This window comes from Nocardia sp. NBC_00416 (assembly GCF_036032445.1).
Classification (GTDB): domain Bacteria; phylum Actinomycetota; class Actinomycetes; order Mycobacteriales; family Mycobacteriaceae; genus Nocardia.
On sequence record NZ_CP107932.1, the window covers coordinates 3,415,626 to 3,433,946 of the forward strand.

Here is an 18,321-nt window from a genome sequence, read left to right on the forward strand (position 1 = left end):
GCCCGGTGGCCCGGCCGTGATCGGCTGGGCCACCGGGAATCCGGTCAGATCTCGATGAGCACCGCGGGATCGAATGCCACGCGAATCGTTATGTCGGCCTCGATCTCGGCGGTGAACTCATCCCCCTCGGCAGCCGTCGGCTCCCACCGATAGCTTCCGCCGTCCAGAACTCCCCGCGCCCCCGCTGCCACCTCGACCAACCACCCGTCTTCGAGTTCGAAACCCTTGCCGCCTTCCGGCCGGTCGTAGAGATCCAGCATCGTGTACGGGCCGAAGCCGGCATCACAGGTGGCGTGCCACGCGGTCATGCTGCCCTCCGAGCGCTCGGGCCATCCATCGGGAATACGCCGGGTATCCCCGATGGTATCGGAGTCACGACCCGGATTCGCTCGCGCAAATCCGGGATCGCCGAGGTCAGACCGCGGCGGCGATCCGGTCGCCGACCTCGGTGGTCGAGGAAGTCCCGCTGCGGGTGGACAGATCCTTGGCCACCGCCTCCTGGATTCGCGTGGCGGCCTCGGTCTCGCCCTTGTGCTCGAGCAGCAGTGATACCGAGAGGATTGCGGCGGTCGGGTCGGCCTTGGACTGGCCGGCGATATCCGGGGCGCTGCCGTGCACCGGTTCGAACATGCTCGGGTTGGCGCCGGTGGCGTCGATATTGCCGCTGGCGGCCAAGCCGATACCGCCGCTGACGGCCGCGGCGAGGTCGGTGATGATGTCGCCGAACAGGTTGTCGGTGACGATCACGTCGAAGCGGCCCGGATCGGTGACCATATGGATGGTGGCGGCGTCGATGTGCTGGTAGGCCACCTCGACATCGCCGTACTCGGCGGCGACCGCGTCGACCGTGCGCTGCCACAGCGAACCGGCGAAGGCGAGCACGTTGGTCTTGTGCACCAGTGTGAGGTGCTTGCGCCGAGCCTGCGCTTTGGCGAAGGCGTAACGGACCACCCGCTCGATCCCGAACCGGGTGTTGGTGCTGACCTCGGTGGCGACCTCGTGCGGGGTGCCGACCCGGATCGCGCCGCCGGTCCCGGTGTAGGGGCCCTCGGTGCCCTCACGCACGACCACGAAGTCGATGTCCGGCGTACCCGCCAGCGGACTGCCGACTCCCGGATACAGCTTGGAGGGCCGCAGATTCACGTGGTGGTCCAAGGCGAACCGGGTGCGCAGCAGTAGTCCGCGTTCGAGGACGCCGCTGGGCACCGAGGGGTCGCCGATGGCGCCGAGCAGGATCGCGTCGTGCTGTTTCAACTCCGGCAGCACCGACTCCGGCAGCACTTCGCCGGTGGCGTGGTAGCGCTTGGCGCCCAGGTCGTATTCGGTCCGTTCGACCCCGGGCAGCACCACATCGAGCACCTTCAGCGCCTCGGTGACGACTTCCGGTCCGATTCCGTCACCGGGGATCACGGCGAGTTTCATGACAACCACGCTTTCTACGAACGACGAGGCCGCGAACAGAGCGGGACGCGGCTGCCGGGCCGGGTATGCCTGTCGCTGGGACGGTGTCCGGGTACCGGTCCGCCCCGGGCAGCGAGAGCCCGGGGCGGGTTCGTACCCGTCGGCGCGCGCTACCCACCGGCCCGGGCGGCAGCGCGCAGGGGTTACATCAGAACAGGTCGACCAGCGCGACCTTGGCGGCGCCCACCGCGGCGGCGATCTCGGAGCGCACCGCCTCGGGCACCTCCTTGTTCACCCGCAGCACCACGGTGGCACCTTCCTTGTTGGCGTCCTGGGTGAGCTGAGCGGCGAGGATATCGACCTCGGCGGCGCCGAGCGCGGTGCCGACCCGGCCCAGCGCGCCCGGCCTGTCCTCGTAGTTGAGCACGGCCAGGTTGATGCCCTCGGCGCGCATATCGTAGTTGCGGCCGTTGATGTTGACGATCTTCTCGACCTGCTGCGGTTCGGTCAGCGCACCGGCCACATTGAGGGTGCGGCCGTCGCCGAACACGGCGCGCAGATCCACCAGACTGCGGTGGCTCGGACTCTCCGTCGCGGTGGTCACCTCGGCGGTGATCCCGCGGGCCTGGGCCAGGGCGGGCGCGTTCACGAAGGTCACCTGGTCGTCGACGTGCGCCGAGAACACCCCGCGCAGCGCGGCCAGCTGCAGCACCTCGACCTGGGAGGCGGCCAGTTCGCCGCGTACCTGTACCTCGAGGCTCACCGGCAGTTCGTCGGCGAGGGCGCCGAGCAGCGCACCCTGTTTGCGGACCAGATCCAGCCAGGGGGCGACCTCGTCGCCGACCACGCCGCCGGTCACATTGACCGCGCCGGGGACGAATTCGCCGGCCAGGGCCAGCAGCACGGATTTCGCTACATCGGTGCCCGCCCGGTCCTGCGCTTCGCTGGTGGAGGCGCCCAGATGCGGGGTGACCACGACCTGCGGCAGACCGAACAGCGGGCTGTCGGTGCAGGGTTCGGTCTCGTAGACGTCGATACCGGCGGCCCGCACATGACCCGAGGTGATCGCCTCGGCGAGCGCGACCTCGTCCACCAGGCCGCCGCGCGCCGCGTTGACGATGATGACGCCCTTCTTGGTCTTGGCGAGCGCATCCTTGCCCAGCAGGCCCTTGGTCTCCGGGGTCTTCGGCAGGTGGATGGAGATGAGGTCGGCCCGCTCCAGCACCTCGTCGAGGGTCAGCAGTTCGATACCGAGCTGGGCGGCGCGAGCCGGGGAGACGTAGGGGTCATAGGCGACGATCTTGGTTTCGAAGGCCGCGAGCCGGGCCGCGAACAGCTGCCCGATCCGGCCGAGACCGATCACACCGACGGTTTTGCCGAAGATCTCGACCCCGTTGAAGCTGCTGCGCTTCCAGGTGTGCTCACGCAGGGTGGCGTCGGCGGCCGGGATCTGGCGGGCCGCGCTCAGCAGCAGGGTGACCGCGTGTTCGGCGGCGGTGTGGATATTGGAGGTCGGGGCGTTGACGACCATGACACCGCGTTCGGTGGCCGCCGGCACATCGACGTTGTCCAGGCCGACGCCGGCCCGGGCGACGATCTGCAGGTTCTTGCCCGCTTCGAGGACTTCGGCGTCGACGGTGGTCGCGGAGCGGACGAGCAGCGCATCGGCTTCCGGCACCGCAGCCAGCAGCGCGGGCCGATCCGGGCCGTCGACCCAGCGGACCTCGACACCGTCACCGAGCGCATCGACGGTCGACTGGGCGAGCTTGTCGGCGATCAGAACTACAGGACGGCCTGCTTGGCTCACAGTGGGGTACTCCTGGATGTGGGGACGGCCAGTTGACGCGCCCAAGCTTAGTTCGGCCCGATCCGGCTGTGCTCCGGCCCCTGCTCCCAGGCCTCCACAGCGCCCGTACCGACCAGCGCGTACCCGCCCGGGCGGGTGGGCGGAATCACGCGCACGGGACCTGCACCCAGCTCGCGGGAACGACCCGGACAGCGAAAAGCCCCGGTCTCCAGCGCGGTAGGAGACCGGGGGCTTTTCGTAGGCGGCTCAGCCGAACAGGAGCGTCCACAGCGTGTTGAACACACCGCTCAGGGCAGCCGAACCGGTATCGATGATTACGGGGATCATGGAATGTCCTTTCGAATAAGTGCCCAGCCGAAATCGACTGTCACGGGGTACATCGACTCAGGGATACCCGGTCATTACAAAATTCTCGGGTCCAGTGACATGTGTCACGATATCTGATCGAGATAGGCGGCTGAGCGCAATATTTTCGACCTCTACCTGCAGTTTTGCCGAACCGAGCCGAATGCGGCACACATTCGGAATGTAACGGTGATCAGCGGAGAACGATTCCGGCGCAAGCCACCATTTCGCTGGGCCTATGCGCTGAGCGGTCCGAAATGACCCGATTCACCACACTGGATGACGTCCCGGATGGACACCCGGTGAAATACTCCCGCAAAAGATATATATAGAGGGACGCGACCGGCCCCGGGACACGATCGGCGAAACAGGGACCCGCCCGCTCGACCTGGTGACCCACCGATCGAACCTCCCGCGTCCCCCGCATGCGCGGCGGCACCGGTCCCGGATACGACGCGGGGCCCCGCACCTTTCGGTGCGGGGCCCCGCTACATCGTCACATCACTCAGATGGAGCGAACATCCTGAGCCTGCGGACCCTTCTGGCCCTGCCCGATCTCGAACTCCACCCGCTGGCCCTCTTCGAGGGACCGGAAGCCACTTCCGGAAACCGCGGAGTAATGCACGAAGACGTCAGGTCCGCCCCCGTCTTGCGCGATGAAGCCGAAGCCCTTCTCGCTGTTGAACCACTTCACACTGCCTTGAGCCATGATACTTACTTCATACTTTCTGTTGCGAGCCAGACGGATCACGGTCGATCCATCCTGATCTCTCTGACAACGATGCCACGTCCCGGAAAGTTCCGGCACCTCGAAAACTCCCCACTGTGAGGGAGAACGCGACAGGCGGGGTCCGGATATGACACTGCGCCGACTCCGATCGGAAGCCGCGGATCGACCACTCGTGCCGGTCGCCGAATGCTGCCGGGGAAATCCCGTAGTACTCAGGGATGATTCTTTCCCGGAATCTTCCGAAGGCCTGTGACATTCGTGACGACTACGCGAAGGTGAATGCCTATCGCCTTCTCGCGCGGCCTCTCCGCGGCGCCGGAAGGCGCATTACGAGAGGATTCGAAGTGTTGCGCAAGACAAGTGCATCCGCGACCCGCCGGGCCACCGCCCGGATCGCCGTCGCTGGTGTGATAGCCCTGCTCCCGCCGGCTGCCCTGGCCGCCGGCGCGGTGGCCGATCCGGCGGCGTCGGCGCCCGGGTACACCGAAGTCGACCGGGATCGGCACGGCGATCACGACCGCGATCACCACCGTGATCGCGATGACCACTGGAACCGCGGCGACCATCGAGACCGCGACGACCACTGGAACCGGCACGGGGATCGCGGCTGGGATGATCCGGCGAACTGGGCCCGCCACCTGCTGCGCGGCCTGTTCGGCAGCAGCTGACCGCGCGCGGGCCCGACGAACACGCCGGGCCCGCGTCGCCCACTGGACCACCCCGCGCCCGTGGACCGATTACGACGTTCGGTTGTCCACACAACGGTTTCCGGTCCCGCACTCACCGGAGGCGACCCGGTTGTACGCCCGTAGCGTAATTCGTCCGGGCCTGCCGATCCGGTTCTAGGCTCGATCCATGACCGAGCCCCGCAGACTCCACTCGATCCCCGGTGGACGCGCCGAGCGGCCGCCTCGCCGACCGGCGGACCAGCCCGAACCGCTGTGGCGCGAGGTGCTCGGCGAACATTTGCGCACCCTGCGCCGCGAACACTGCGAAACGCTTGCCGAAACCGCCGAGCGCGCGGGCGTTTCCCCGCAGTATCTGTCCGAGGTCGAACGCGGCCGGAAGGAGCCGTCGAGCGAGATGATCGCGGCGCTGGCCGGCGCCCTGGGCACCTCCCTCGGCGAGCTCACCGGCGTGGTCTCCGAGCGGCTCCGGTCCCACCGGCGGTCCGCGGTCGCACCCGGGTCCGGCGCCGGACCGAATGTGTTGCTCCGGGCCGCCTGACCCGATCGGTCACCCGGGAATCACGCTCGCCCGGCCGGTTCGGTGAGCCCCCTTATCCGAACGCGCCCGGCAGGCCGCGGCCACCCGCCCGGATCGCGACGCGCCACCTCAACCCCGCGGCTCGAGAATCCGGTCCACCAATCCGTATTCGACAGCGCTCTGCGCGGTGAACACCCGGTCGCGGTCGGTGTCGTGCCGGAGCCGTTCGGCCGTCTGCCCGGTGTGGCGGGACAGGATGGATTCGATCTCGGCCCGCATCCGCACCAGTTCGTCGGCCTGCAGGATCAGATCGGGGATCGCGCCCCGGCCCTGCGCCGCCGGCTGGTGCAGCACCACCCGGGCGTGCGGGAGCATCGATCGGTGCCCGGGGGCGCCGCCGGCCAGTAGCACCGCGCCGACCGCGATGGCCTGTCCGACGCAGGTGGTGTGCACCGGCGCGCCGATGTGCTGAATGGTGTCGTACACCGCGAGCATGGACGAGAGATCACCGCCTTCGCAGTTCACGTAGAAGTGGATCTCCTGTCCCGGGCTCTCCGATTCCAGGTGCAGCAGTTGCGCGATGAGCGCGTTGGCCACACCCGAATCGATGGGGGTGCCGAGGTAGACGATCCGTTCGGCGAGCAGATGCGAATAGATGTCGGTGATCCGCTCACCGCGCGGGTGCTGGGCGATCACGTTGGGAATGGTGTACGTGCTCATGGCGTGCCCTCTCGGCTCGAATGCGCTGCTGATCGCGTCGCCCGCGAATCCGGTCATGCGGAGATCCCCACCCGCTGCCGCTGCGGGACGACCTGCCCGAACTCGCCGACGATATGGTCGATGAACCCGTACTCCTTGGCTTGTTCGGCGTTGAACCAGCGGTCGTGCAGCGAGTCGTCGTAGACCCGGTCGTAGGGCTGCCCGGTGTCCTCGGAGATCAGGCCGAGGACGGTTTCCACGGTGTAGCGCAGATCGTCGGCCTGGACCTCGACATCGACGGCCGTGCCGCCGATTCCCGCCGACCCCTGGTGCATCAGGATCCGGGCGTGCGGAAGCGCGAAGCGTCTGCCCCGGGTGCCCGAGGACAGCAGGAATTGTCCGGCGCTGCACGCGAGGCCCAGGGCGAGGGTGGAGACCGGGCAGGGCACCAGCCGGATGACGTCGCGAATGGCGAGCATGGCAGGGACCGAACCGCCGGGTGAGTGGATCCACAGCGAGATGCCGGCCTCGCTGTCCTCGGCGGCGAGGGTGAGGAACTGGGTGGCGAGCAGGGTTCCGTTGTCGTCGTCGAGCGGACCGTCGAGTACGAGGATGCGCCGGGCGAGCAGTTGTTCGCGGGCGCGCCAGCTGAAGAGCGGGGATTTTTCGTCGTCGTGAGCCATGTTCTCACCGTGCCCGACCAGGGCGGGGACCGGCACCGCACGCTGCTGTGAGCGGATCTGCTCTCAGCAGCGCGGCCGGATCCGTCCGCCGATCGATACCCGAGCTTCACGCTGCGATACGTGACCGAAACACAGCGTCCCTAGCGTAATTCCTCGTATACGCCGCTGTATACAGCGAGCCGGATGAGCAAGTCAGCGGGCTGACCTGTCCTGAGTGGAGGCCGAACGGTCATGAATGCAGCCAGAACCGAGAAACTCGGAAAACCCATGACAGGCGTGGCGAAGCGCCACCCACGAAAGAGGCGGGCCCGCCGGTTGCTCGCCCTGCCGGCCGCCCTGTGCGCAACCGCGCTGGCCGTGACCGCCTGCGGTAGCTCGGCATCGGACCAGGTCGGCGCGAGCACACAATCCTGTGTCGATACCGCGGGCCCGGCGATCAAGGTCGGATCGCTGAACTCGCTGTCGGGCACGATGGCCATCTCCGAGGTCACCGTGCGGGATTCCATCCGGCTGGCGGTCGACGAGATCAATGCCGCCGGTGGTGTCCTGGGCAAGCAGATCCAACTGGTCGGTGAGGACGGCGCCTCGGAGCCGACGGTCTTCGCCGAGAAGGCGGAGAAGCTGATCAGCAGCGATTGCGTCGCCGCCGTGTTCGGCGGCTGGACCTCCTCCAGTCGCAAGGCGATGCTGCCGGTGTTCGAGGATCGCAATGCGCTGCTGTACTACCCGGTCCAGTACGAGGGCCTCGAATCCTCGAAGAACATCTTCTACACCGGCGCCACCACCAACCAGCAGATCGTGCCCGCACTGGACTATCTCAAGGGTCGCGGCGTCAAATCGCTGTATCTCGTCGGTAGCGACTATGTCTTCCCGCAGACGGCGAACCGCATCATCAAGGCCTACGCCGAGGCGAACGGAATCGAGATCAAGGGCGAGGACTACACCCCGCTGGGTTCCACCGATTTCTCGACGATCGTCAACAAGGTGCGCGGCGCGGACGCCGACGCGGTGTTCAACACCCTCAACGGCGATTCCAACGTGGCGTTCTTCCGGGAGTACAAGAACGTCGGCCTGAACCCGAAGGATATGCCGGTCGTCTCGGTGTCCATCGCCGAGGAGGAGGTCGGCGGTATCGGTGTGCAGAACATCGCCGGTCAGCTGACGGCCTGGAACTACTACCAGACTGTGAACAACCCCGAGAACAACGCCTTCGTCAAGGCCTACAAAGCGAAATACGGCGCGAACAAGCCGACCTCGGATCCGATGGAAGCCGCCTACGTGTCGGTGTACCTGTGGAAGAACACCGTGGAGAAGGCGCAGTCGTTCGCGGTGCCGGAGGTGCAGAAAGCCGCCGGCGGCGTCACCTTCGCCGCGCCCGAGGGCCCGGTGACCATCGACGGCGAGAACAACCACATCACCAAAACCGCCCGCATCGGTGAGATCCGCCCCGACGGCCTGATCTACAGCGTCTGGGATTCGGGACAGCCCGTCGCACCGGACCCGTACCTCACCGGCTACTCGTGGGCCGAAGGACTCGGGGGCTGACGCGTAGTGGAAGCACTCATCGGCCAGCTGTTCACCGGCCTGAGCCTGGGTTCCATCCTGTTGCTCGCGGCCCTGGGACTATCGCTGACCTTCGGTCAGATGGGGGTCATCAACATGGCCCACGGCGCGTTCATCATGGCGGGTTCCTATACGGCCTACACGGTGCAGGAATACCTCGTCTCCAATGCCGAGGTCTCCCTCATCGTCTCGCTGCTCGTCGGGTTCCTGGTCGGTGGTCTGATGGGCGTCGCCCTCGAGGTGATGCTGATCAAACGCATGTACGACCGGCCGCTGGACACCCTGCTGGTGACCTTCGGCGTGGGCCTGATCCTGCAGCAGGCGGCGCGCGACATCTTCGGCGCGCCGGCCGTACGTGTGGTGACGCCGGAGTGGCTCGGCGGCGGGGTGGAGATCCTGGGGGCCGTGGTCCCCAAGACTCGGATCTTCATCATGCTGCTCGCGGTACTCTGCGTGACCGCCATCGCGGTGACCATGAAATACACCGCGATGGGCCGCCGGATCCGCGCTGTGGTCCAGCATCGTGATCTCGCGGAAACCAGCGGGATCTCCAGCCGCGGCACCGATATCACGACGTTCTTCCTCGGTTCCGGGCTCGCCGGAGTGGCCGGAGTGGCGCTCACCCTGATCGGCTCCACCAGCTCCAACACCGGCGCCGCCTACCTGGTGGACGCGTTCCTGGTGGTGGTCATCGGCGGTCTCGGGCAGATCCGGGGCGCGGTGATCGCCGCGGTGGCACTGGGTCTGCTGAATTCGTTCATCGAGTACAGCACCACCGCCTCGGTGGCGAAGGTGATCGTATTCGTCATCATCGTGATCTTCCTGCAGGTCCGCCCGCAGGGACTGTTCATGATCCGGTCGAGGAGTCTGGTATGAGGGGATTCTTGACTACCCGCTGGAAGGCCTATTCAGGTTTCGCGATCGCCGCCGTACTGCTGTTCGCGGTGGCGCCCGCGGTGCTCTCGGACTTCCGGCTCAACCTGCTCGGCAAGTTCCTGTGCTTCGGCATCGTCGCCGTCGGCATCGGGCTGGCCTGGGGCCGGGGTGGCATGCTCACCCTGGGGCAGGGCGTGTTCTTCGGGCTCGGCGCCTACATCATGGCCATGCACCTGAAGATCTCCGACGCGCAGCTGCGCGGCGACGAGGTCCCCGATTTCATGCAGATCGCCGGTATGCGCGACCTGCCCGGATACTGGGTCCCGTTCGCCTCGCCGGTGGTCACCGTGCTCGGCATCCTGATCGTGCCGCCGCTGGTGGCGGTCGTGCTCGGACTCGGGGTGTTCAAGCGCAAGGTGAAGGGCGCGTATTTCGCGATCCTGTCCCAGGCGCTGGCCGCGGCCTTCGCGATCCTGCTGGTGGGCCAGCAGTCCACCGGCGGCAGCAACGGGCTCAACCGTTTCCGCAGTTTCTTCGGACTGGCGCTCAACGACCCGGTGAACCGGCGACTGCTGTTCTTCGTCGCGGCCGCCACCCTGCTGGTGATCGTCGCGCTGACCCGGCAGTTGATGTACAGCCGCTACGGCGAACTGCTGGTGGCGGTTCGCGACCAAGAAGAGCGGGTGCGCTTCCTCGGGTACGACCCGGCCAACGTCAAGGTGGTCGCGTATGCGGTGGCGGCACTGTTCGCCGGTATCGCCGGGGCGCTGTTCGTGCCGATCGTCGGGATCATCTCCCCCGCCGATATCGGGATCGTCCCGTCCATCGCCTTCCTCACCGGTGTCGCGATCGGCGGCCGCACCACGCTGCTCGGTCCGGTGCTGGGCGCGATCGCGGTGGCCTGGGCGCAGACCAGTCTGTCGGAGAATTTCCCCTCCGGCTGGGTCTACGCGCAGGGCGTCCTGTTCATCGTCGTGGTCGGCTTCTTCCCGGCCGGACTCGCGGGCCTGGTGACGCTGCTGCGACGGCGGAAACGGGACCCGGACAAGGAATCGGCGCCGCCCGGGCCGGCGCCGGAAACCGCGCCCGCTACCCCGGTAGGAGTGTCGTCATGACCCAGCAGGTGTCGAGCGAGACCCCGGTCATCGGCGGTAACGCCGGAATGCACAGCGATTACCTGGAGGTCCGGGGGCTGACGGTCGAATTCGACGGGTTCACCGCGGTCTCGAACGTGGATCTGACGCTGTTCCAGGGTGATCTGCGGTTCCTCATCGGCCCCAACGGGGCCGGGAAGACCACCATGATCGACGCGATCACCGGTCTGGTGCCGGCCACCGGGTCGGTGCAGAAGTCCGGGGTCGAACTACTGGGCAAGAAGGTGCATCAGATCGCCCGCCTCGGTGTGGGGCGCACCTTCCAGACCGCGAGCGTTTTCGAAGAGCTCTCGGTCCTGCAGAACCTCGATATCGCCGCGGGAGCCGGGCGGTCGGTGTGGACGATGCTGCGCCGACGGCCGGCCCGGGTCTCCGAGTCGATCGAACAGGCGTTGGAGACCATCGGGCTCACCCAGTTGCGGGACAAACCCGCCGGGACGCTGGCCCACGGCCAGAAGCAGTGGCTCGAGATCGGCATGCTGCTGGTCCAGGACGCCTCGGTACTGCTGCTGGACGAACCGGTCGCCGGTATGAGTCAGGAAGAGCGCGAGGAGACCGGGAACCTGCTGCGCCGCATCGGCGGTGAACGCACGGTCGTGGTCGTCGAGCACGATATGGATTTCATGCGCAGTTTCGCCACCTCGGTGACCGTGCTGGCGCGCGGCGCGGTACTCGCCGAAGGGACGGTGGCCGAGGTGCAGGCCGACCCGCTGGTCCAGGAGGCGTATCTGGGCACCTCCGCCGTCGCCGAGCGAGACGGTACGCGCGAGGCGGTAGCGGAGCCCCACCACTCAGGGCCCCCGCCCACTACCGATGGACAGGGAGTGTGACCCGATGCTGGAACTGATCGACGTTCACGCGGGCTACGGCCGCACCGAGGTGGTGCACGGAGTCGGGATCGAGGTCCCGGCCGACGGTGTCGCCGCGATCATGGGCCACAACGGCGCCGGGAAGACGACACTGTTGCGGGCGGCGGTCGGGCTGGTACGCGCCGACCGGGGTCGTATCCGCTTCGACGGCGCCGACATCACCTCGCTGCGACCGAGCGCACGCGTCCGCCGCGGTCTCGCCTATGTGCCGCAGGGCCAGCAGTGCTTCGGCCACCTCACCACCGCCGAGAACCTGCGGGTGGTGGCCGACGGTCGCAAACGCGGTGCGGCGCTGATCGACGAGATGCTGGATCTCTTTCCCGCTCTGAAGGATCTGCTCGACCGCCGCGCCGGACTGCTGTCGGGCGGGCAACGTCAGCAACTCGCCATCGCCCGGGCGCTGATCACCGAACCGCGCATGCTGATCCTCGACGAACCCACCGAGGGCATCCAGCCCTCGGTGGTCGCCGAGATCGAGAACACCATCACCGAACTGGTGAGCCGCGGTGGTCTCGGGGTGCTGCTGGTGGAACAGCACATCGGGTTCGCGTTGCGGGCCGCGAGCCGGTATTACGTGCTCGAGAGCGGCCGGGTCACTTCTACCGGGGCAGGCGGGGCCGGGGCTGTCGACACCGTCCGCGCCGCCATGACTCTCTAGGCTGCGCGTCGTGACCGAACCACGAAGCAAACGCGAATCACGCAGCGACACTGTGTACAAGGCGCTGCGCGACGAACTCATGGCGGGCGCGCTGGCGTCCGATGAGCGGCTCGGCGAGGAGCGGCTGGGCGAGCGCTACGGCGTCTCGCGGACCCCGGTACGGGAGGCGCTGGCCCGGTTGCAGGCCGACGGACTCGTCGAACGCCGCGACGCGGGTCTGTTCCCGTATCGCCCGCGCCTGGACACCCTGGGCGATTTCTACGAGCTGCGGATCACCTTGGAGGTGCAGGGCATCGGCCGCGTCGTCGACGATCCGGACCTGGGTCACGACCGCGCGATCCTGGGACCGGAGATCGACCGCTGGCGCGCGTTCCGCACCGCGCCCCCGGAGCCGGACGCCGGTTTCGTCGACGCCGACGAACAGTTCCACACCGTCCTGCTGGACTCCTCGGGCAACCATGCCCTGACCGACGCCCTGAAAACGGTGAACGCCCGGATCCGCCCGGTCCGAATGTTCGACTATCTGACCCCGGACCGCATGCTCGCGACCATCGACGAGCACATCGCCATCGGTGAGGCCGTCCTTGCGCGCGACCTGACCGGCGCGCGTGCGCAACTGCTCGCCCATATCGACCAGTCCCGCCGCGTGGTGGCCGACCGTGCCGGTCAAGTACTGCAACTGACCCGCTTGGCCCGCGCGACCAAGACCTGAAATCCCGGCTACTCCGGTAGCCGCACTGTCCACGCCGAGAGGATCGACCGTGACCGAGACCGCCCCGCAGTTGTATACGCAACTGCATACGCCGCTGCCCGCCTGCCTGCTGATCGCCAATCGCGGCGAGATCGCCTGCCGCATCCTGCGCACCGCCCGGCGGCTCGGGATAGCGACGGTCGCGGTGTTCTCCGACGCCGACGAGGGCGCCCGGCACGTCCGGATGGCGGATCACGCGGTCCGGCTCGGGCCCGCACCGGCCGCCGAGTCCTATCTGCGGGCCGACGCCGTGATCGAGGCGGCGCTGTCCACCGGCGCGACCGCGGTCCATCCCGGTTACGGATTCCTCTCCGAGAACGCCGATTTCGCCGCGGAGGTGGAGGCCGCCGGTCTCGCGTTCGTCGGTCCCGCCGCCGAACATCTGCGGCTCTTCGGTGACAAGCACAGCGCCCGCGAGGCCGCGGCGCACGCCGGTGTCCCGCTCGTCGCCGGCAGCGGTCTGCTCACCGGCCCGGACGAAGCGCTGGCGGAGGCCGACCGGATCGGATATCCGGTCATGCTGAAGGCGGCCGGGGGCGGCGGCGGTATCGGGATGGCCGCCTGCGCCGGACCCGCCGAGCTCACCGACGCCTATCAGCGCGTCATCCGGCTGGCACAGAAGAACTTCGGCTCCGCGGCGGTGTATCTGGAACGTTTCGTCGCCCGCGCCCGCCATGTGGAAGTGCAGATCTTCGGCGACGGGCGGGGCCGCGCCGTATCCCTGGGCACCCGCGACTGCAGCCTGCAACGCCGCAACCAGAAGGTCATCGAGGAGGCGCCCGCCCCCGGTCTCCCCTACACCGTCAGCGAACGACTGCTCGAATCGAGCCGGAGGCTGCTCGGTGAAGTCGGTTACCGCTCCGCCGGAACGGTCGAGTTCATCTACGACGTCGACCGGGGCGAGGCCTCGTTCCTCGAGGTGAACACCCGCCTGCAGGTGGAGCATCCGGTCACCGAGGCGGTCACCGGTGTGGACCTGGTCGAGTGGATGCTGCGCCTCGCGGGCGGCGACAGCGCGTTCCTCGACGCGATCCCCGACGCCGGCCCGCCCATCACCGGCTTCGCCGTGGAAGCGCGGGTCTACGCCGAGGACCCCGGCAACGACTACCGTCCCGGCGCCGGCACTCTCACCGGGGTCGAGATTCCCGGTGCGAGCGCGCGAGTGGAGACCTGGGTCGAAACCGGTACCGAGATCAGCCCCTACTACGACCCGCTGATCGCCAAGATCATCACCTCCGGCGCGAGCCGCCCCGAGGCCCTGCACCGGCTCCGCGCGGCACTGGACGAGACCCGGATGTTCGGCATCACCACCAACCTCCCCCAATTGCGCGCCGCCGCCACGAGTTCACCGATGCTCGACGCCCGCCACACCACGGCGACGCTCGGCAGCCTCGCCACGATCCGGCCCCGCCTCGAGATACTGCGGGCCGGTGTCTCCACCACCATCCAGGACTTTCCCGGCCGGCTCGGGCTCTGGAACGTGGGCATCCCGCCGTCGGGCGCGTTCGACGATCTGTCCTTCCAACTGGCCAACCACGCGGTCGGGAATTCGCTGGGCGAGAACGGTCTCGAAGCCACCCTGCTGGGCCCCCGGATCCGCTGCACCGACTCCACGATCGTCTGCGTGACCGGCGCCGACGCTCCCGTCACGGTGGACGACCAGCCGGTCCCGATGTGGGAGCCGGTTACGGTCCCCGCCGGTTCGGTGCTCGAGATCGGAGCCCCCCACGACACCGGTCTGCGCACCTACCTCGCCATCCGCGGCGGCATCCTGGCCCCCGACTACCACGGCAGCGCGGCCACTTTCACCCTCGGCGGGTTCGGCGGTATCACCGGCCGCGCCGTCGCCACCGGCGATATCCTCGGCATCAAACCCGACGCGGGCGGTCTGCTGGAACCCGCGCCCATCCCGGTCGGCGAACGCCCGGAGTTCGGCCATACCTGGTACGTCGGGGTCGGCGAAGGTCCCCAGCCCGCGCCCGACTACTTCACCCCCGCCGATATCGCCCAGTTCTACGACGCCACCTGGCAGGTGCAGGCCCACGCCAACCGCACCGGACTGCGCCTGGCCGGCCCGAAACCGACCTGGTCGCGCACCGACGGCGGGGACGCCGGCCTCCATCCCTCCAACCTGCACGACTGCCCGTACAGTGTCGGCGCGCTCAACTTGTCCGGCGACACCCCGATCCTGCTCGGCCCCGACGGCCCGAGCCTGGGCGGTTTCGCCTGCCCGCTGACCGTGGTCTCCGCCCACCGCTGGAAACTGGGCCAGATGCGGCCCGGCGACCAGGTCCGATTCGTCCCGGTCGCCGACGACCGCACCGCCGAGTTCCGCTCCTCACCCGCGCTGCGCGGCCGCGGACTCCCCGCTCCCGAACTGCTCGGCGCCCGCGAGCAGGACAACGGCGTCCTCGGCCGTCGGGACGCCGACACCGGCACGCCGGAGGTCAAATACCTGCGCGGCGGCGACGACAATGTGCTGATCGAATACGGCCCGATGGAACTCGATCTGGGTCTGCGGATGCGCGTCCACGCACTGAGCGAACGCCTCGAACACGCCTCCATTCCCGGACTGATCGATATCACCCCCGGTGTGCGCTCCCTGCACCTGCACTTCGACCCCGACGTCATCGACCAGCGCACGGTGGTCCGCCTCCTCGGCGAACTCGAGGACGATATCCCCGATACCGCCGACCTGCGGGTCCCGAGCCGTCATCTCGAGCTGCCCCTGTCCTTCGACGACCCGACCATCGGGCAGGCGATCGAGCGCTACGGCCGCGGCGTCCGTCCCGATGCTCCCTGGCTGCCGTCGAATATCGAGTTCATCCGGCGCATCAACGGTCTGGACAGCGTCGACGAGGTGCGCGATATCGTTTTCGACGCCCGATACATGGTGCTCGGACTCGGCGACGTCTACCTGGGCGCGCCGCTGGCCGTCCCACTGGATCCCCGGCACCGCCTGGTCACCACCAAATACAATCCCGCCCGCACCTGGACCCCCTCCGACGCCGTCGGCATCGGCGGCAAGTACCTCTGCGTCTACGGTATGGAATCCCCCGGCGGCTACCAGCTGGTCGGGCGCACGATCCCGATCTGGTCCGGTTACCGGCAGCGTCCCCCGTTCGAATCCGGTAAGCCCTGGCTGCTGCGGTTCTTCGACCGGATCAGCTGGTACCCGGTCTCCGCCGAGGAACTGCTCGACCTCCGCGCCGATATGTCCGCCGGCCGCTTCGAGATGCGCACGACCACCGGTGAATTCGCGTTCGCCGAGCATCTCGATTTCCTCCGCGAGAACGCGCGCGAGATCGCCGTCACCGAGGAACACCGCCAGGCCGCGTTCGCCGCGGAACGGCGCCGGTGGGAGGAGAGCGGCGAACTCAGCGACCGCGCCGAGCCGGAGCCCGCACCCGAGACGAGCGCCGACGAACTCGACCTGCCCGCGAACGCCCATATCGCCGCGGCGCCCATGATGGCCAATGTCTGGCGAGTGGAGGTCGGCGAGGGCGAATACGTCGAAGCGGGCGGCACGCTCCTGGTCCTCGAGGCCATGAAGATGGAGCTTCCGGTGCTCGCGGAGGTCTCCGGTACCGTCCGCACAATCATCGTCGCGGCAGGCGATCAAGTCACCACAGGCGCACCTCTGGTCGCCATCGAAACCGAAGGAGCGGCATGACCATGGAGCAACTACCGCTAGCCACGCCGGTGGCGGAGGAGTTCGCGAACGCGGCCGACAAGGTCGCGCGGGCCTACCGGACCATCCGCGAAGCCGATCGGCCCGAGGTCTGGATCACCCTGCGGGCCGAAGCGACTGTGCTGGCCGAGGCGGCCGCCGTCGACGCCCGCGTCGCTCAGGGCGAAGCGCTCCCGCTGGCCGGGCTGCTGCTGGCGGTCAAGGACAATATCGATATCGCCGGCCTGCCCACCACCTGCGCCTGCCCGAGCTTCTCGTCTGTCCCGGAGCACACCGCGCCCGCCGTCGCGCGGCTCGTCGCGCAGGGCGCCCTGGTCCTCGGGAAGACCAACCTCGACCAGTTCGCCACCGGCCTCGTCGGCACCCGCAGTCCGTACGGTCCGGTGCGCAACGGCCTGTTCCCCGACCGTGTCTCCGGCGGCAGCAGTTCGGGGTCGGCGGTCGCCGTGGCGCTCGGCATGGTCGATGCCGCACTGGGCACCGATACCGCCGGTTCGGGCCGGGTGCCCGCCGCCCTGCACGGCATCGTCGGTATCAAGCCGACCCTGGGTCTGGTCCCCACCGCAGGTGTCGTCCCGGCCTGTCCCGACTACGACGCGGTCACCGTCTTCGCCCGGGATCTCGGCCTGGCGACCACGGTCGCGAACGCCATGATCGGCCCCGACCCCGCCGACCCCCGCTCCCGGCCGTGGCCCGCCGACGCTCCCCTGGGCGCGCCCACCCGGGCAACGCTCGCCGTACCCGCCGAACACAACCTGACCGCCCTCACACCCGCCTACCGAGCGGCTTTCGACGCCACCGTCGACCGTTGGCGGGCCGGCGGCGGCGAGGTCGCGACAGTCGATATCACCGAACTGCTCGACGCCGCGACACTCCTCTACGACGGCGCCATAGTCGCGCAGCGGTACGCCGCTGTGGGCGAATTCCTGAGCGGCGAGCCCGCCGGCGTCGACCCGGTGGTCGCCGGGATCATCCGGGGCGGAGAGCGTCCCGCCGCGCACGCCTACGTCACCGACCTCGGCACACTCGCGCACGCGGCAGCCACCGCGCGCCGCCTGTTCGCCGACTACCCCGCGCTGCTCCTGCCCACCACCACCGAGCATCCGACGATCGCCGCCGTCACGGCCGACCCGATCTCGATCAACAGCCGGATGGGCACCTTCACCAACTTCTGCAACCTGCTCGACCTGGCCGCCGTCGCGGTTCCGGGCGAGGAAACCGCGGACGGGGACCCGTTCGGGGTCATGTTCGTCACGCCCGCCTTCGCCGATCAGGTGGGTATCGACCTGGCCGCCCGGCTCCTCGGCGAACCCGTGCCACTGCTCACCGAGACCGGTACCGATCTTCTCGTCGTCGGCGCACACCTGCGCGGACTCCCGCTGCACCACCAGTTGGAGCAGGCCAAGGCCCGGTTCCTCGGCGAGGTGCGGACATCGGCCGCTTACCGGATGGTCGCACTGCCGGCCAGCCCACCCAAACCGGGCATGCTGCGCGTGGGAGCCGAGACCGGCAGCTCGCTACCCGGCGAACTGTATCGGCTCTCCCCCGCGGCCCTCGGCACGTTCCTCGGCAATCTGCCCGCACCGATGACGCTGGGCAAGGTCGAACTGGATTCCGGGCGGTGGGTGACGGGGTTCGCCTGCGACTACGAATCATCACGTGACGCAACCGATATCACCACCTACGGCGGTTGGAGGAACTACCTGAACGCCGATCGGTGATCGGCTACTCACCGTGACAGCGAAAGTCCGGCCACCGTACCGATGAGGGGCGCGGTGAACGGACGGCTTCGGCCCGCCTGTCACACGAGAAGAGACGGCCGGTGGGGCGTATCGTCCGGATACACCCCACCGGCCGCCGCGTACCCGGCTTCCCCGCCGCTCGCGCC

Annotated in this window: 16 protein-coding genes; 10 read left to right on the top strand and 6 right to left on the bottom strand. The window is 68.4% G+C overall.

All coding sequences use genetic code 11. From position 1 onward, the window contains the following. Positions 1–44: 44 nt before the first annotated feature. From OG804_RS14375 to OG804_RS14390, 4 genes are all read right to left on the bottom strand, one after another. Complete coding sequence (locus OG804_RS14375; RefSeq protein WP_328397714.1) at positions 45–308, bottom strand: hypothetical protein; 264 nt, start codon at positions 306–308, stop codon at positions 45–47. A gap of 106 nt (positions 309–414) precedes the next feature. Then, the gene (locus OG804_RS14380; RefSeq protein WP_328397716.1) at positions 415–1,422 is read right to left on the bottom strand and encodes a 3-isopropylmalate dehydrogenase; all 1,008 of its coding nucleotides are present in this window, start codon (positions 1,420–1,422) and stop codon (positions 415–417) included. Between the two features lie 187 nt (positions 1,423–1,609). Further along, positions 1,610–3,208 carry a phosphoglycerate dehydrogenase gene (gene serA / locus OG804_RS14385; protein ID WP_328397718.1) on the bottom strand — a complete coding sequence of 533 codons (1,599 nt, stop codon included), beginning with the start codon at positions 3,206–3,208 and terminating at the stop codon, positions 1,610–1,612. An 850-nt stretch (positions 3,209–4,058) separates the two neighbouring features. After that, positions 4,059–4,262, bottom strand: a complete 204-nt coding sequence (locus OG804_RS14390; RefSeq protein ID WP_062995652.1) for a cold-shock protein — start codon at positions 4,260–4,262, stop codon at positions 4,059–4,061. Positions 4,263–4,627: 365 nt separating this feature from the next. Between OG804_RS14390 and OG804_RS14395 the strand changes: the two genes are divergently transcribed. Continuing rightward, a complete protein-coding gene (locus OG804_RS14395) occupies positions 4,628–4,951 on the top strand; it encodes a hypothetical protein (RefSeq protein WP_328397721.1) in 324 nt (107 codons plus the stop codon). A 187-nt stretch (positions 4,952–5,138) separates the two neighbouring features. Continuing rightward, a complete protein-coding gene (locus OG804_RS14400; protein ID WP_328397723.1) occupies positions 5,139–5,510 on the top strand; it encodes a helix-turn-helix domain-containing protein in 372 nt (123 codons plus the stop codon). A 108-nt stretch (positions 5,511–5,618) separates the two neighbouring features. Here OG804_RS14400 and OG804_RS14405 read toward each other — a convergent pair whose 3' ends face one another. Then, positions 5,619–6,209 (bottom strand): ClpP family protease, encoded by a 591-nt coding sequence (locus OG804_RS14405; RefSeq protein ID WP_328398404.1) that lies wholly within the window; start codon positions 6,207–6,209, stop codon positions 5,619–5,621. Positions 6,210–6,262: 53 nt separating this feature from the next. Then, complete coding sequence (locus tag OG804_RS14410) at positions 6,263–6,871, bottom strand: ClpP family protease (protein WP_328397725.1); 609 nt, start codon at positions 6,869–6,871, stop codon at positions 6,263–6,265. Between the two features lie 267 nt (positions 6,872–7,138). On the opposite strand from OG804_RS14410, the gene urtA reads away from it, so the two are divergent. The 8 genes from urtA to atzF are packed head-to-tail and all read left to right on the top strand — an operon-like array spanning position 7,139 to position 18,154. Continuing rightward, the gene (gene urtA / locus OG804_RS14415; RefSeq protein WP_328398406.1) at positions 7,139–8,416 is read left to right on the top strand and encodes an urea ABC transporter substrate-binding protein; all 1,278 of its coding nucleotides are present in this window, start codon (positions 7,139–7,141) and stop codon (positions 8,414–8,416) included. Between the two features lie 6 nt (positions 8,417–8,422). After that, the gene (urtB, locus tag OG804_RS14420) at positions 8,423–9,310 is read left to right on the top strand and encodes an urea ABC transporter permease subunit UrtB (protein ID WP_328397727.1); all 888 of its coding nucleotides are present in this window, start codon (positions 8,423–8,425) and stop codon (positions 9,308–9,310) included. Next, on the top strand, positions 9,307–10,425 hold the full coding sequence (gene urtC / locus OG804_RS14425; protein ID WP_328397729.1) for an urea ABC transporter permease subunit UrtC: 1,119 nt from the start codon (positions 9,307–9,309) through the stop codon (positions 10,423–10,425). The genes urtB and urtC overlap by 4 nt, the downstream gene beginning before the upstream one ends. Next, positions 10,422–11,294, top strand: a complete 873-nt coding sequence (gene urtD, locus OG804_RS14430; RefSeq protein WP_328397731.1) for an urea ABC transporter ATP-binding protein UrtD — start codon at positions 10,422–10,424, stop codon at positions 11,292–11,294. Before urtC ends, urtD begins: the two co-directional genes overlap by 4 nt. 4 nt (positions 11,295–11,298) lie before the next feature. After that, positions 11,299–11,991 (top strand): urea ABC transporter ATP-binding subunit UrtE, encoded by a 693-nt coding sequence (gene urtE / locus OG804_RS14435; RefSeq protein ID WP_328397733.1) that lies wholly within the window; start codon positions 11,299–11,301, stop codon positions 11,989–11,991. Between the two features lie 10 nt (positions 11,992–12,001). After that, entirely contained in the window at positions 12,002–12,703 is a 702-nt protein-coding gene (locus OG804_RS14440) for a GntR family transcriptional regulator (protein WP_328397735.1), read from the top strand. Between the two features lie 49 nt (positions 12,704–12,752). Beyond that, positions 12,753–16,415: an urea carboxylase gene (gene uca / locus OG804_RS14445; protein ID WP_328397737.1), complete on the top strand. Its 3,663-nt coding sequence runs from the start codon at positions 12,753–12,755 to the stop codon at positions 16,413–16,415. A 2-nt stretch (positions 16,416–16,417) separates the two neighbouring features. Then, positions 16,418–18,154 (top strand): allophanate hydrolase, encoded by a 1,737-nt coding sequence (gene atzF / locus OG804_RS14450; protein WP_328398408.1) that lies wholly within the window; start codon positions 16,418–16,420, stop codon positions 18,152–18,154. Positions 18,155–18,321: the final 167 nt, after the last annotated feature.

Excerpts from the sequence above, each read along its gene's own strand:
- OG804_RS14375 (WP_328397714.1), bottom strand. The coding sequence starts at position 308 with ATGACCGCGTGGCACGCCACCTGTGATGCCGGCTTCGGCCCGTACACG.
- OG804_RS14380 (WP_328397716.1), bottom strand. The coding sequence starts at position 1,422 with ATGAAACTCGCCGTGATCCCCGGTGACGGAATCGGACCGGAAGTCGTC.
- OG804_RS14390 (WP_062995652.1), bottom strand. The coding sequence starts at position 4,262 with ATGGCTCAAGGCAGTGTGAAGTGGTTCAACAGCGAGAAGGGCTTCGGC.
- OG804_RS14400 (WP_328397723.1), top strand. The coding sequence starts at position 5,139 with ATGACCGAGCCCCGCAGACTCCACTCGATCCCCGGTGGACGCGCCGAG.
- OG804_RS14405 (WP_328398404.1), bottom strand. The coding sequence starts at position 6,209 with ATGAGCACGTACACCATTCCCAACGTGATCGCCCAGCACCCGCGCGGT.
- OG804_RS14410 (WP_328397725.1), bottom strand. The coding sequence starts at position 6,871 with ATGGCTCACGACGACGAAAAATCCCCGCTCTTCAGCTGGCGCGCCCGC.
- urtA (WP_328398406.1), top strand. The coding sequence starts at position 7,139 with ATGACAGGCGTGGCGAAGCGCCACCCACGAAAGAGGCGGGCCCGCCGG.
- urtC (WP_328397729.1), top strand. The coding sequence starts at position 9,307 with ATGAGGGGATTCTTGACTACCCGCTGGAAGGCCTATTCAGGTTTCGCG.
- urtD (WP_328397731.1), top strand. The coding sequence starts at position 10,422 with ATGACCCAGCAGGTGTCGAGCGAGACCCCGGTCATCGGCGGTAACGCC.
- urtE (WP_328397733.1), top strand. The coding sequence starts at position 11,299 with ATGCTGGAACTGATCGACGTTCACGCGGGCTACGGCCGCACCGAGGTG.
- atzF (WP_328398408.1), top strand. The coding sequence starts at position 16,418 with ATGGAGCAACTACCGCTAGCCACGCCGGTGGCGGAGGAGTTCGCGAAC.